We start from the raw sequence: 13,046 nt of genomic DNA, 5'->3' as shown, positions 1-13,046 counted from the left end.
GGGGTTATGGGTCCCGGCCTTCGCCGGGACGACACTGTGGGTGTGGTGCTCATCTGGGCCCACACCGTCATTGCGAGCGCAGGGAAGCAATCCAGCATCTCTGCGCGGAGACAGTCTGGATTGCTTCGTCGCTTCGCTCCTCGCAATGACGGTGATAAACATCGCCCATGTCCAAAGTCACCCCCGCCACACGTGCGCTCGCGACCGCCGGTCTCGCCTTCACCGTCCACACCTACGACTATGATCCCGACGCCGAGAGCATCGGTCTCCAGGCGGCCGCCGCCCTCGGCGAGGACCCGGCGCGCGTCCTGAAGACGCTGATGGCGCTGGTGGACGGCAAGCCGGTCTGCGTGGTCGTTCCGTCCGACCAGGAGGTGTCGATGAAGAAGCTTGCCGCTGCGACAAGCGGCAAGTCCGCCCAGATGATGAAGCCGCCTGAAGCCGAGCGCGTCACCGGCTACAAGGTCGGCGGCATCAGCCCGTTCGGGCAGCGGAAGCCGGTGCGCACCGTGATCGAACAGAGCGCGCTGGTACATGACCTCGTCTACCTCAACGGCGGCCAGCGCGGCTTGCAGGTGCGGCTCAAGCCCACAGATGTGCGGGATGTCCTCAAGGCGGTCGTTGCGGACGTGCTCGCGTGAGCGTCTCGTCTATTGCTTCTGCAACAATTTCAGCCGGCAGCGCAGCGCTTCCCGGATATGCGCGCGCGCCAGCTGTTCGGCCTTGTCGCCGTCGCGCGCGGCGATGGCGTCGATGATCGCCTGATGCTCGCCATGGCTGGTTGAAGGGCGTCCGGTCACCGTGAAGGTGGTCGGGCCGAGCAGGGCGATCCAGTCCTGCAATTCGCAGGAGGCATTGTCGAGATAGCGATTGCGCGCGGCGCGGCAGATGGCCTCGTGGAAGGCGCGATTGAGCCTCGCCATCTCGCCTGCATCGATCTCCGACGCCTCGACAAAAGCCTGCTCGATATCCCGGAGCGCGTCGATCTCCGTCGTTGAGGCGTGCTCGGAGGCGAGGCGCGCGGCGGCGCCTTCCATGATCTCACGCATGGCGTAGAGCTCGAGCACCTCGGAAATGTCGAGATTGCGCACGATCAGGCCGCGCCCGCCAGCGGGCTCGACGAAGCCGCGCGCGGCAAGGCGCCCCAGAGCTTCGCGCACCGGTGTGCGGCTGACCTTCAGCCGCTGCGCCACTTCCTCCTCGCGCAGGCGGTCGCCGGCGCGGTAGCTGCCGGCCTGGAGGGCCTCGCACAGCGAGCGGAACACGGCTTCGCCCAGCGCCACGCCGGCGCCGCGCGAAACCGATCCGCCTGTCTTTGCCGCGCGTCTGGCCATGATCCCTCGATGCGCATCCTGCCCATGCAGAGACGCCGCTTGCACGTCTTATGTATATCTTTGTATACAAACGTGCGCAATGGCGGACGTGGTCGAGCATGCCGCCGACGAACGGAATGTCTCTACTCTTGAGTGCCATCGGGCAGACGGTATGGGCAGCAAATACGACGTGCTGGTGATCGGCGGCGGCAATGCGGCGCTGTGCGCGGCGATCAGCGCCCGGCGCGGCGGCGCCTCGGTGCTCGTGCTCGAAGGCGCGCCGAAATTCTATCGCGGCGGCAACACCCGCCACACCCGCAATATGCGCTGCGCCCATGACGCTGCGACCGAAATCCTCACCGGTCCCTACACCGAGGAGGAATTCTGGGAGGACCTGCTGCGTGTCACCGGCGGGCAGACTGACGAAGTGCTGGCCCGTCACATGATCCGCGAGTCCAGGGACATCCTGCACTGGATCGTGGAGCAGGGCGTGCGCTGGCAGCCTTCGCTCGGCGGCACGCTGAGCCTCGGCCGCACCAACTCCTTCTTTCTCGGCGGGGGCCGCGCGATGCTCAATGCGCTCTATCTCACCGCCGAGCGGCTCGGCGTCGAGGTCGAATACGATGCCGAGGTCACCGATCTCGTGATCGAGGACGGCATGTTCCTTGCCGCGCGCCTGAAGCGGCCGGTGAAGGGTGAGACCGAGATCCGCGCCACCTCGCTGGTCGCAGCGGCCGGCGGCTTCGAGGCCAACATCGAATGGCTGAAGCAATATTGGGGCGAAGCCGCCGACAACTTCCTGATCCGCGGCACGCCCTATAATCGTGGCTCGATCCTGAAGATGCTGCTCGACAAGGGCGTGCAGGAGGTCGGCGATCCCACCCAGTGCCATGCGGTCGCGATCGACGCCCGCGCGCCGAAGTTCGACGGCGGCATCATCACGCGGCACGACTCGGTCGTGTTCGGCATCGTCGTCAACAAGCACGCGCAGCGCTTCTACGACGAGGGCGAGGACATCTGGCCGAAGCGCTACGCGATCTGGGGCCGGCTGGTCGCGGCGCAGCCCGACCAGATCGCCTACATCATCTTCGATTCCACCGTCGTCACCAGCTTCATGCCGACGCTGTTTCCGCCCATTGCCGGGCAAACGGTGGCCGAGCTCGCCGGCAAGCTCGATCTCGAACCGGCCGCGCTGGAGAAGACCGTCACCGAGTTCAATGCCGCGGTGCGGCCCGGCACGTTCGACCACACCATCCTCGACGACTGCCGTACCGAAGGCATCGCGCCGCCGAAGACGCATTGGGCGCGTCGGATCGAGACATCGCCTTTTCTTGCCTATCCGGTGCGGCCCGGCATCACCTTCACCTATCTCGGCACGCGCGTGAACAAGGAGGCGCGGATGCTGATGGCTGACGGCAAGCCGTCGGGCAACATGTTCGCGGCCGGCGAGATCATGGCCGGCAACGTCCTCGGCAAGGGCTATGCCGCCGGAATGGGCATGACCATCGGCAGCGTGTTCGGGCGGATCGCGGGACGGGAAGCGGCAAGACATGCACGGAACTAGGATTCTCGACGAGGCCGACCGTCTGATGACGGTCTGCAATTCCTGCCGCTACTGCGAGGGTCTGTGCGCGGTGTTTCCCGCCATGGAGATGCGCCGCGCCTTCTCCGACGGCGACCTCAACTATCTCGCCAATCTCTGCCATGCCTGCGGCGCCTGCTACGTCGACTGCCAGTTCTCGCCGCCGCACGAGTTCAACGTCAACGTCCCCAAGACGCTGGCGGTCGCGCGCGCGGAATCCTATGCGGCCTATGCCTGGCCGCAGGCGCTGTCCGGCGCGTTTGCGCGCAACGGGCTCGTCATCAGCATCATCGCCGCGCTCAGCATGGCCGCCTTCATTCTCGGCTTCGTTGCGCTCAACGACCGCGGCGTGCTGCTCGGCGTGCAGACCGGACCCGGCGCGTTCTACAGGCTGATGCCGCATAGCGCGATGGTCTGGCTCTTCGGCGCTGCATTCCTTTACGCGATCTTCGCCCTCGCTATGAGCGTGCGCGCCTTCTGGCGCGACATCGGCGCGCCCATTGGCGGCCGCGCGGACGGCGGCTCGATCTTCCAGGCGATCCGCGACGCCGGCGAGTTGCGCTATCTCCATGGCGGCGGCGTCGGTTGCTACAACGAGGACGACAAGCCCACCGACCGGCGCAAGCGCTATCACCACCTGACCTTCTACGGCTTCCTGCTCTGCTTTGCCGCGACGTCGGTGGCGACGCTGTATCACTATCTGCTCGGCCGCGAGGCGCCATATCCGTGGTGGGACGTGCCGGTGGTGCTGGGCACGCTCGGCGGCATCGGCCTGATCGTCGGGCCGATCGGCCTGTTCTCGGCCAGGATGCGACGCGATCCGGCATTGCTTGACGAGAGTCGTTACGGCATGGATGTAGGGTTCATCGCCATGCTGTTCCTTACTGGCCTCAGCGGGATGCTGCTGCTGGTCCTGCGCGAGACTGGCGCGATGGGGCCGCTGCTCGCGCTGCATCTCGGCGCCGTGTTCGCGTTGTTCATCACCATGCCCTACGGCAAGTTCGTGCACGGCATCTATCGCTTCACCGCGCTGGTGCGCTACGCGCAGGAGCGGCGGACGGCGGCGTGATTTCCTTGTCTCGGTTGAAATCGAAATAGACCGTCGCGAAGGTAGGCGACGGTCTGCCTTTGTGACCAACGGTTCCTCGACGTGCATCTCAGAGGGCTCGGGATTCTTGCCCCCGCGGTGACGGTGGCGAGCCGCGTCAGGCGCGCGCAGCCTCGCGCGGCCGGGCTGCGACGGCGACGACGCCGGGTCTTCCGCTCTCGACCTGAACACGGTTGCGTCCCTTTTCCTTGGCGCGATAGCAGGCGGCATCGGCGCGCCGCATCGCATCCTCGAGCGTGGTGTTGCGGTCGGCGATGCAGGCCACGCCGATGCTGGCGGTGACCGCAAAGCAGCGATCGTCCCAGGCGAAATTGAACAGCTCGAGCGATCTGCGCAGACGCTCGGCAATATCGACGGCATCGAAGGGCGAGCATCGCGGCAGGATCAGACCGAATTCGTCACCGCCAAGCCGGGCCACCAGATCATGCGCATGCCGGCCCTGTTGCAGGAGGCGCGAGACCTGGCAGAGCAGGCGGTCGCCGGCAAGGTGGCCGCAGCTATCGTTGACACTCTTGAACTGGTCGAGGTCGAGCAGGATGAGGCCGAGCGCACCCGCCGCCGCATTGTCGAGCTCGCTTTGCAGGCGCGCCTCGAAGGCGCGACGGTTTGACAGGCCGGTCAGCCAGTCGTGCGATGCCTGCCAGGCCAGGCGCTCCTTCTCGGCATGCAAGGCGTCTTCGAACGCCTGCCGTTGCAGCACCAGCCGCCGCGTATGCCAGATCAGAAGCAGGATCAGCGTCGCGGCGGTGACGATGTTGATGCAAGTCAGCGTCACCTTGATCGCGCGGGAGCCTTCGCCGAGAACGGTGGAGAACCGGTTGGCGTGCACCGTGAACTGGGCATTGAGCTCCGAGAGCCGTGACGACAGGAATCGCAGGCGATCGTCGTCCTGAATGGGGCCGTTCTCCAGCGCGGACCGGATGACCTCGCCAAAGATGCTGAGCTCCAGCAGCATGGGGTCGGTGGCAGCCCACTCGCGGATCGCGTTCTGAAGGAAGCTGACGCGGCTGAAGTAGCGAAACAGCCAGATCAGACCCGGTACGTCATCGGGATGGTTGCCGCCTTGCAGGAAGCCGATGCGGGCGGCCTCGACGTCGACCGGATCGCGCTCGAGCGCCCAGCGCGCGAACTCGTCCCCGATGGGAACGGCGAGCGAGGCCTGGTATTGCGCGAACTGGCTGGTCTCACCCGAATGCAGATAGAGATTGAGGAAATAGACGGCATTCTTCTGCGAGCGCGACCAAAGTGCTTCGCCCGCGACATAGGCGCGGACCGAGGACATCACCTCGAGACTGAATCCCGCGATCGCCGCCTGGAGCACGACGACCATCACGAAAGGCGAGACGAGCTTGATGACGTGAAGGAGGTTGCGCCCCTCCGCCGACGTCGCTGTTCTGCGAAGCACTCTATTCCCCAAGTCGATCGACGATCCCAACCGAGCGTTGCGCCTGCAACGCAAAGTAGACGGGATGGTTGCTTAACTCGACCTGAAAGGCGCAAGGGACTCCGTCACAGGGTGAAGCCGTCGTGAAGTAGCCGCCCGCAAATCGCTTCAAATACCGGCGAACCGGGACCGGCGCGGTATCGCCGAACCAATGCCGTGCATTCCGTCCTGCGCGATCTACCTGATCGAGGGAGCTTGGTCCGGTGCTATACCAGCACCGGCTGGCGCACGCGACCGGCGTCGCCGAACACGCGCAGGTACCGCTCGATCTCCGAGGGAAGGCCGGTCGCCTTCTCCGGATTGTCGGAGAGCTTGACGGCCGGATGGCCGTCGACCGACGAGACCTTGCAGACCAGCGAGATCGGATCGAGGCTGAACGAGCCGTCCGGCGTGCAGCCGACGAAGTCGTTGGTGAGGTTGGTGCCCCAGCCGAAGGAGAGCCGCACGCGACCGGCGAAGTGATGATAGGTCTCCTCGATCGAGCCGACGTCCATCGCGTCGGAAAAGACGAGCAGCTTGTCCTTGGGGTTGCGGCCCTTCTTCTGCCACCAGGCGACGATCTCCTCGCCGGCCTGGATCGGCGGCGCGCTGTCGGGGCGGAAGCCGGTCCAGTCGGCGACCCATTCCGGCGCATCGCGCAGGAAGGCCTTGGTGCCGAAGGCGTCGGGCAGCGCGATCAGGAGGTTGCCGCCATAGGTCTGGCGCCATTGGTCGAGAATGCGGTAAGGCGCCCAGCGCAATTCCTCGTCGTCCCTGGCGAGCGCGGCTGCGACCATCGGCAGCTCATGCGCGTTGGTGCCGATGGCTTCGAGATCGTTGTCCATTGCGAGCAGCACGTTGGATGTGCCGATGAAGGATGAGCCCAGGCCTTCCTTCACCGCCTCGACGCACCAGCGCTGCCAGAGGAACCCGTGACGGCGGCGGGTGCCGAAGTCGGAGAGCCGCAGGTTCTCGAGCTTCCGCAGCCGTTCGACCTTGGTCCACAGCTTGGCCTTGGCGCGGGCGTAGAGCACGTCGAGCTCGAAGCGGCCGCGGCCCTTCATTGCTGCACGCGAACGCAGCTCATTGAGGATCGCAAGCGCCGGAATCTCCCACATGGTCGTGTGGGTCCAGGGGCCGTGGAAATGCAGCTCGTACTGGCCCTCGACCTTGCGCAGCTCGTATTCGGGCAGGCGGAATTCCGCCAGCCAGCGGATGAAGTCCGCCGAGAACATATGGGTCTTGCCGTAGAAGGTGTTGCCGGCCAGCCAGATCAGCTCTTTCTTGCTGAAGCGGATGGTGCGGGCATGGTCGAGCTGGGCGCGCAGCTCGCCCTCGTCGATGATCTCGGCGAGCCGCACATGGCGCGAGCGGTTGATGACCGAGAAGGTCACCTGCTGACTCGGGTAATCCTCCCGAATCATCTGCAACATCAATAGCTTGTAGAAGTCGGTATCCAGCAGGCTGCGGATGATGGGATCCAGCCGCCAGCTGTGATTGTAGGTCCGGCTCGCAATGTCGGTCACTGTCATGGCGGGATTTTAGCGTGCCTCCCCCTGCGCAACCAGTGGGTCTGGCGGGAATCGGGTTCTTGCGGCGGCGGGCCCGTCGTTCAGGCGGCGGCCGTCGCCGCAACGGTCTCGAGCTCAGTCCTGATCCAGCGATGGGCAGGGTCCTTCTGATAGCGCTGGTGCCAGACCATGAACATCGGCAGCTCGGCCAGCGTTCGCGTGCGGGAGGCCAATGGAATTCGCGCATGCGCGAAATCGCGCATCACACCGGATGCGAGCAGGCTCGGCATGCTCGCAAGCATCTGCGAGCCGCGCAGGAAGGATGGCACGCCGGAGAAGCTCGGCACGGAGATCGCGATGTCGCGGTGAAGCCCGTTTGCCGCGAGCCGCCGGTCGAAGTCCAGCCGCTCGTTGTCGGTGTAGACCACGGTGATGTGACGCGCCGCGAGATAGGCGTTGCGGCTGGCCGGCGCAGCACGCGCCTTTGCGTCGTAGTAGCAGACGTAGTGATCCCTCAGCAGCCGCTTCTGCACGATGTCGACGCCGGATGGCGGTAGCGGCGTGATCAGGAGATCGCAGCGGTTTTCGCGCAGCATCGCGGGCGAAGGCGACTGTGAGGGGATCACGCGCAGGTTCAGGCTCTTCACCTGCTCCGCAACATGGTTGAAGAAACGCGGCAGCAGCAGGTCGCGCTGGAAGTCATTGGCGGCCACCGTCAGCGAGAGCTGGGCCTGCGCCGGCGCGAAGGTGACGCCGCCGGCAAAGCTGCGCATCTCGTCGATCAGCGCGCGCGCCTTCGTCGCGAGGGCCTGGGCGTGCGCCGTGGCGACGATGCCGCGGCCGGATTTGGCGAACAGGGGATCGCCGGCGATCCGCCGCAGCTTGTTCAGTCCGTGGCTGACCGCCGATTGCGTCAGGCCGATCCGCGTTGCCGCAGCGGTGACCGATCCCTCCTCCAGCACGGCGAGGAACAGTTCGAGCGCGTGGCCGTCGAGCGCTAAATGATCGATTTCCTTCATGGAATTCATTATAATCGATCTATTTATCTTGAGAATAGACCGTCCCATGATCTCCCGACAAGCCGGGCGCCCGGACCCGGGCGCCCACAGGGAGAGACAACGCCAATGAATGTCCAGGCGCCAGCCTTGCGGGATCCCCGCCTCAATCGTCCCGAGCCCTTCACGCCGCCGCTCGGCGACGGCGGCTTCTTCCAGCGCGACCGCTCCATCCATCCGCCGGCGCATGCGCCGGGGTACAAATCCTCGGTGCTGCGCTCGCCGCGCCAGGCGCTGTTGTCGCTGGAGAACTCGGTCTCGGAGATCACGGGGCCGGTGTTCGGGCACAATGATCTCGGCCCGCTCGACAACGACCTGATCCGCAACTACGCCAAGGACGGCGATCCCGTCGGCGAGCGCATCATCGTCCACGGCCGCGTGCTGGACGAGACCGGCCGGGGCGTTCCGAACACGCTCGTCGAGTTCTGGCAGGCCAATGCCGGCGGCCGCTACCGGCACAAGAAGGACACGTATCTGGCGCCGATCGACCCGAATTTCGGTGGCTGCGGCCGCGCGCTGACCGACGAGACCGGTTACTACTATTTCCGCACCGTGAAGCCGGGGCCTTATCCCTGGCGCAACTACGTCAACAGCTGGCGCCCGGCCCACATCCACTTCTCGGTGTTCGGCTCGGGCTTCGCGCAGCGGCTGATCACGCAGATGTATTTCGAGGGCGATCCCTTGATCCCGGTCTGCCCGATCCTGACGACGATCCCGGACAAGGACGCGCTCGACCGCCTCGTGGCGCCGCTCGACCTCAACGCCTCCACGCCGTTCGATTCGCTCGCCTACCGCTTCGACATCGTCCTGCGCGGCCAGCGCTCCACCTATTTCGAAAATCGTACCGAGGGGAACTGAGCCATGCCGCAGCCGCTCAACTATCTCAAGGAAACCGCCTCGCAGACGGCCGGGCCCTACGTCCATATCGGCTTGATCCCGGCGATGGCCGGCTTCGACATCTTCGAGAAGAACTTCTCCAACGTGCTGGTGACGCCGAACACCGCAGGTGAACGCATCACGCTGGAAGGCAAGGTGCTCGACGGCACCGGCACGCCGCTGCGCGACGTGCTGCTGGAGATCTGGCAGGCCAATGCGAGCGGTCGCTACAACCATCCGGCCGATCGCTCGGCAGGCGCGCTGGAGCCGGAGTTTCGCGGCTGGGGCCGGGCCGGTTCCGACTTCGATAGCGGCCTCGTCACCTTCGAGACCATCAAGCCGGGCGCGATCACCGACAAGGCGGGCCGCAAATGCGCGCCGCACATCAACGTCTGGGTCGTCGCGCGCGGCATCAATATCGGCCTCAACACGCGGCTCTACTTCTCGGACGAGGAGGCGGCCAATGCCGCCGACCCCGTGCTCAACCTGATCGAGCAGCCGACCCGTCGCTCGACGCTGATCGCGAAGCGCAGCGAGCGTGCCGGCAAGGTCGTGTATTCCTTCACGATCAATTTGCAGGGGCCGGAGGAGACGGTATTCTTCGACGTGTGAAGATCCGGCGGTCGTCCCGCAGGGGTCACTCGACCCGATCGTCGCGTTTGATCGTTCCGCGCGCGAGGAATTGCGGTGGCTGCCGCACCTCGCGCGATGCCGGCCGGTCGACCGGATCGCGCCCCACTCTTGGCTTCAGTTCAGCCAAATCGATGAAGACGTCCGCCTGCCGGCGCAGGTCGTCGGCGATCATGGGCGGCTGAGTGGAGAGTGTGGAGACGACCGTCACGCGGACACCGCGGCGTTGCAGGGATTCCACCAGCGATCGAAAATTCCCATCGCCCGAAAACAACACGATCTGATCGACGTGTTCGGCGAGTTCCATCGCACTCACGGCGAGGTCGACATCCATGCTGCCCCTCACCTTGCGGCGGCCGGTGCTGGCGTCGACGAACTCCTTGGTGAGCTTGGTGACGACGGTGTATCCGTTATAGTCGAGCCAATCGATCAGCGGGCGGATTGACGAAAACTCCTGATCCTCGATGACGGTCGTGTAGTAAAAGGCGCGCAGCAGCGCACCCCGGCTTTGAAACTGGCTGAGCAACCGCCTGTAATCGATGTCGAAGCCGAGCGCCTTGGAGGTGGCATAGAGATTGGAACCATCGATAAAGAGTGCGATCTTCCCAAACGAAGACATTATGCACAAATCCCCAGTTCGACACGAAAGCCGACGATCCGGCCGAAAATACTGAAGGCGCCGACGGGCTGGCTGAAAAAGCGGCGCAGACGACCGGACAGAAGTGGCCGCCTTGCGCCGAGGTCAGGGAGGTTCCATGCCACCAGCGCCAGGGCGCCGAATGCAGACACGCTAAGGCGCGCGCATTCGCCGATCTATTGTACGGAGGTAAGGGGCCCTTATCCAAAGGATTGGACGCCCTATACGAAGGTAAGTGCCGCGAAGACGCCGGATCGAGGAGACCGGCTCGCACTACAGCTTGCGACCAAGGTCTAGCATACGAAGCGCGTTGATCGGGAACCAAAGCGCTTGCAAATGCTTCCTCCGACATAGCCCGTGGAGAGGTGTGTCATGAGCAGGTTGCAAGAGCGCGAAACTGTCCCTGACGTCTACAATCTATTTCTCGCCGCTGTCCTCTTCATATCCCCATGGCTGTTCAAGATGACGGTCAGCCAGGGCAAGATCGATCTCTGGGTAACGAGCGCGATCATCGGCATCCTGTCGCTGGCTGCCATCATTGCCTATCGAGATTGGGAGGAGTGGCTCAACGTTTTGATGGGCATCTGGCTCATCGTGTCGCCCTGGTTGCTTGGCTTTGCGCACACACGCGCGATGCACTTCGGCATCGGTTTCGGTGTCGTCATCGTGCTTCTGGCGCTGCTCGATCTGTTCCTTCACTATGAAAGGAGGCATCCCGAGGAAGGGCCGATCCATGCCAGGCAGGAAAGCGCGCGCGAGTAGAATGCGACGCTTGGCGGTTCGGCATCCGGAGCCTCAGCCTTCGTCACCATGGAGCTGCGCGCGAAACGCGCGCGGCGACAATCCCGTGGCGGCGGCATAGACGCGGCTGAAATAGGCGGGGTCCTCGAAGCCCAGCGCATAGGCGATCGTCGAGACCGGCAGGTTGGTGTAGACGAGGTTGCGCCGTGCCTCGCGGACCAGCCGGTTGAGGATCAGGTGCGAAGCGGTGTCGCCGGTCGCTGCCCGCGTGATCCGGTTGAGATGGGTCGGCGTGATCGATAGCGCGCCTGCGTAGTCCGCAACGCTCCAGCGCTCCAGATGGTGCTGTTCGAGCAGCGCCTCGAAGCGGCGGAATAGTCCGCTTTCCGCCGTGCCGCTGCCGCCGCTCTCGCCGGTGAGCGCGCGGGCCACGAGCCCGACCATGGCCGACGACAAGGCGCGGAGTACATGAGCACGGCCGAAATCGCGAGCGGCGTGTTCGGCGAAGATCTGCTTCATCGTGGCGCGGATCTGCGGCGTGCCGCGCACCACGGCCGATCGCGACAGCGCACCGCGCAGGCCCTCGGCGGCGAGCAGCGTCTCGTCCAGAATCTCCGCCGCGATGGTCAGCACCCAGCCTTGGGTATCCGGCACGAAGCGGAAGCCATGGACATGGCCCACAGGCACGTTGACGATCTGCATCGGCCTCAAGGGCACCATGCGTCCATCGAGCGTTGCCTCGCCGCCGCCGCGCTCGATCAGCAGGACCTGGTGCAGCCGGGCATGGCGGTGCACCGCCAGGGTCCAGTCATGCAGCACCGAGCGGGACGCAATCGTCTCGCAATGCACGACGTCGGGCAGGTCGCCGGACTCGCCGAACAGATTGTAGACCCGGATCGCCGGGGCGGGGGCTGTGCTTCGCATGTTCGAATAGTACAAGACAAAGGCAAAACCCTCCATCGGTTTGCGGCGTTGGACCTGCAAAAAAGTGCCGACGGGAGGACGCAAAAATGAAAGTTCAGGTCTGTATCATCGGCGGCGGGCCGTCCGGGCTGTTGCTGTCCCAGCTTCTGCACCTGAAGGGCATCGACACCATCGTGCTGGAGAAATACAGCCGCGATCACGTGCTCGCCCGCATCCGCGCCGGCGTGCTCGAGCACGGCTTTGCGAAGCTGATGCGCGAGGCCCAGTGCGGCGAGCGGATGGACCGCGAGGGAGAGATCCACCGCGGGTTCGAGATCGCCCATGGCGGCGTGCTCTCCAAGATCGACCTGCACAAGCATTCCGGCGGCAATTCGGTGCTGGTCTATGGCCAGACCGAGCTGACGCGCGACCTCTATGAGGCGCGCGACCGGCTCGGCGGCAAGGTCGTGCACAACGCGGAGGACGTGACGCCACATGATTTGACGTCGGACCATCCCCACGTGACCTATCGCTCGAACGGCGAGACGATCCGCGTCGATTGCGACTACATCGTCGGCGCCGACGGTTTTCACGGTGTCAGCCGCAAATCGATCCCGCAGGACGTGCTGCGCGAATATGAGAAGGTCTATCCGTTCGGCTGGCTGGGGGTACTGTCGCGCACGAAACCGGTGTCGCCTGAGCTGATCTACGTGAGGCACGAGCGCGGCTTTGCGCTCTGCTCCCTGCGCTCGCAGGTGCTGAGCCGCTACTACATCCAGGTGCCGTTGACCGACAAGGTGGAGGACTGGAGCGACGATGCGTTCTGGGCCGAGCTGAAGCGCCGCCTTCCGGCGGAGGTCGCCGGCCACCTGATCACGGGACCTTCGATCGAGAAAAGCATCGCGCCGTTGCGAAGCTTCGTCGCCGAGCCGATGAGCTATGGCCGGCTGTTCCTCGCCGGAGATGCAGCTCACATCGTGCCGCCGACCGGCGCGCGCGGACTGAACAGCGCCGCTTCCGACATCTACTATCTCTACCACGCGATGCTCGCGCACTATCGGAGCGGCGACGATTCCGGTCTCAAAGGCTATTCCGCCAAGGCGCTCGCGCGGATCTGGAAGGCACAACGCTTCTCCTGGTGGATGACGATGCTGCTGCATCGCTTCCCCGACCGGATCGAGTATGAGGATCGGCTCCAGCAGACGGAGCTGGACTATCTGCTCTCGTCCGAGACGGCGCAGCGCCTGCTCGCGGAGAATTACGTGGG

Annotated in this window: 14 protein-coding genes; 7 read left to right on the top strand and 7 right to left on the bottom strand. The window is 64.9% G+C overall.

Features of this window, described 5'->3' with window-relative positions; genetic code table 11:
* The first annotated feature begins 167 nt into the window (after nt 1–167).
* Complete coding sequence (ybaK, locus tag IC50_RS03040) at nt 168–641, top strand: Cys-tRNA(Pro) deacylase (RefSeq protein WP_035700241.1); 474 nt, start codon at nt 168–170, stop codon at nt 639–641.
* Between the two features lie 9 nt (nt 642–650).
* Here the strand turns inward: ybaK and IC50_RS03035 are convergent, their stop codons facing one another.
* Nucleotides 651–1,334: a GntR family transcriptional regulator gene (locus tag IC50_RS03035; RefSeq protein WP_035700239.1), complete on the bottom strand. Its 684-nt coding sequence runs from the start codon at nt 1,332–1,334 to the stop codon at nt 651–653.
* Between the two features lie 151 nt (nt 1,335–1,485).
* Between IC50_RS03035 and tcuA the strand changes: the two genes are divergently transcribed.
* Together tcuA and tcuB are read left to right on the top strand one after the other, a co-directional pair.
* Nucleotides 1,486–2,877 (top strand): FAD-dependent tricarballylate dehydrogenase TcuA, encoded by a 1,392-nt coding sequence (gene tcuA, locus IC50_RS03030; RefSeq protein WP_035700237.1) that lies wholly within the window; start codon nt 1,486–1,488, stop codon nt 2,875–2,877.
* Complete coding sequence (gene tcuB, locus IC50_RS03025; protein ID WP_035700235.1) at nt 2,864–3,964, top strand: tricarballylate utilization 4Fe-4S protein TcuB; 1,101 nt, start codon at nt 2,864–2,866, stop codon at nt 3,962–3,964. Before tcuA ends, tcuB begins: the two co-directional genes overlap by 14 nt.
* A 136-nt stretch (nt 3,965–4,100) precedes the next feature.
* On the opposite strand, the gene IC50_RS03020 is transcribed toward tcuB, so the two are convergent.
* The 3 genes from IC50_RS03020 to IC50_RS03010 form a co-directional block, all read right to left on the bottom strand.
* Complete coding sequence (locus IC50_RS03020; RefSeq protein ID WP_035700234.1) at nt 4,101–5,408, bottom strand: GGDEF domain-containing protein; 1,308 nt, start codon at nt 5,406–5,408, stop codon at nt 4,101–4,103.
* A gap of 245 nt (nt 5,409–5,653) precedes the next feature.
* Nucleotides 5,654–6,958: a nicotinate phosphoribosyltransferase gene (gene pncB / locus IC50_RS03015; RefSeq protein ID WP_035700231.1), complete on the bottom strand. Its 1,305-nt coding sequence runs from the start codon at nt 6,956–6,958 to the stop codon at nt 5,654–5,656.
* A gap of 80 nt (nt 6,959–7,038) precedes the next feature.
* Nucleotides 7,039–7,965, bottom strand: a complete 927-nt coding sequence (locus IC50_RS03010) for a LysR family transcriptional regulator (RefSeq protein ID WP_035700229.1) — start codon at nt 7,963–7,965, stop codon at nt 7,039–7,041.
* Nucleotides 7,966–8,061: 96 nt separating this feature from the next.
* On the opposite strand from IC50_RS03010, the gene pcaH reads away from it, so the two are divergent.
* Nucleotides 8,062–8,850: a protocatechuate 3,4-dioxygenase subunit beta gene (gene pcaH, locus IC50_RS03005; RefSeq protein ID WP_035700226.1), complete on the top strand. Its 789-nt coding sequence runs from the start codon at nt 8,062–8,064 to the stop codon at nt 8,848–8,850.
* A gap of 3 nt (nt 8,851–8,853) precedes the next feature.
* Nucleotides 8,854–9,480, top strand: coding sequence for a protocatechuate 3,4-dioxygenase subunit alpha (gene pcaG, locus IC50_RS03000; protein ID WP_035700222.1), 627 nt, complete (start codon nt 8,854–8,856; stop codon nt 9,478–9,480).
* A 25-nt stretch (nt 9,481–9,505) separates the two neighbouring features.
* On the opposite strand, the gene IC50_RS02995 is transcribed toward pcaG, so the two are convergent.
* Nucleotides 9,506–10,117 (bottom strand): LabA-like NYN domain-containing protein, encoded by a 612-nt coding sequence (locus IC50_RS02995; protein ID WP_035700219.1) that lies wholly within the window; start codon nt 10,115–10,117, stop codon nt 9,506–9,508.
* The gene (locus IC50_RS41020) at nt 10,117–10,287 is read right to left on the bottom strand and encodes a hypothetical protein (RefSeq protein WP_157460809.1); all 171 of its coding nucleotides are present in this window, start codon (nt 10,285–10,287) and stop codon (nt 10,117–10,119) included. The genes IC50_RS02995 and IC50_RS41020 overlap by 1 nt, the downstream gene beginning before the upstream one ends.
* A gap of 220 nt (nt 10,288–10,507) precedes the next feature.
* On the opposite strand from IC50_RS41020, the gene IC50_RS02990 reads away from it, so the two are divergent.
* Entirely contained in the window at nt 10,508–10,897 is a 390-nt protein-coding gene (locus IC50_RS02990) for an SPW repeat protein (protein WP_050990867.1), read from the top strand.
* A gap of 33 nt (nt 10,898–10,930) precedes the next feature.
* On the opposite strand, the gene IC50_RS02985 is transcribed toward IC50_RS02990, so the two are convergent.
* Complete coding sequence (locus IC50_RS02985) at nt 10,931–11,836, bottom strand: helix-turn-helix domain-containing protein (protein WP_035700216.1); 906 nt, start codon at nt 11,834–11,836, stop codon at nt 10,931–10,933.
* 50 nt (nt 11,837–11,886) lie between these two features.
* Here IC50_RS02985 and pobA point away from each other — a divergent pair.
* On the top strand, nt 11,887–13,046 hold a 1,160-nt coding region (gene pobA, locus IC50_RS02980; protein ID WP_035700213.1), incomplete at its 3' end, for a 4-hydroxybenzoate 3-monooxygenase.

This window comes from Bradyrhizobium genomosp. I (2014) (assembly GCF_000261685.1).
Taxonomy (GTDB): domain Bacteria; phylum Pseudomonadota; class Alphaproteobacteria; order Rhizobiales; family Xanthobacteraceae; genus Bradyrhizobium.
This window is presented reverse-complemented; position numbering and strand designations above follow the sequence as displayed.

Coding starts and splice junctions, on each gene's coding strand:
- IC50_RS03010 (WP_035700229.1), bottom strand. CDS start 7,965: ATGAATTCCATGAAGGAAATCGATCATTTAGCGCTCGACGGCCACGCG.
- ybaK (WP_035700241.1), top strand. CDS start 168: ATGTCCAAAGTCACCCCCGCCACACGTGCGCTCGCGACCGCCGGTCTC.
- IC50_RS03035 (WP_035700239.1), bottom strand. CDS start 1,334: ATGGCCAGACGCGCGGCAAAGACAGGCGGATCGGTTTCGCGCGGCGCC.
- pncB (WP_035700231.1), bottom strand. CDS start 6,958: ATGACAGTGACCGACATTGCGAGCCGGACCTACAATCACAGCTGGCGG.
- IC50_RS02990 (WP_050990867.1), top strand. CDS start 10,508: ATGAGCAGGTTGCAAGAGCGCGAAACTGTCCCTGACGTCTACAATCTA.
- IC50_RS02995 (WP_035700219.1), bottom strand. CDS start 10,117: ATGTCTTCGTTTGGGAAGATCGCACTCTTTATCGATGGTTCCAATCTC.
- tcuA (WP_035700237.1), top strand. CDS start 1,486: ATGGGCAGCAAATACGACGTGCTGGTGATCGGCGGCGGCAATGCGGCG.
- IC50_RS02985 (WP_035700216.1), bottom strand. CDS start 11,836: ATGGAGGGTTTTGCCTTTGTCTTGTACTATTCGAACATGCGAAGCACA.
- pcaG (WP_035700222.1), top strand. CDS start 8,854: ATGCCGCAGCCGCTCAACTATCTCAAGGAAACCGCCTCGCAGACGGCC.
- tcuB (WP_035700235.1), top strand. CDS start 2,864: ATGCACGGAACTAGGATTCTCGACGAGGCCGACCGTCTGATGACGGTC.
- pcaH (WP_035700226.1), top strand. CDS start 8,062: ATGAATGTCCAGGCGCCAGCCTTGCGGGATCCCCGCCTCAATCGTCCC.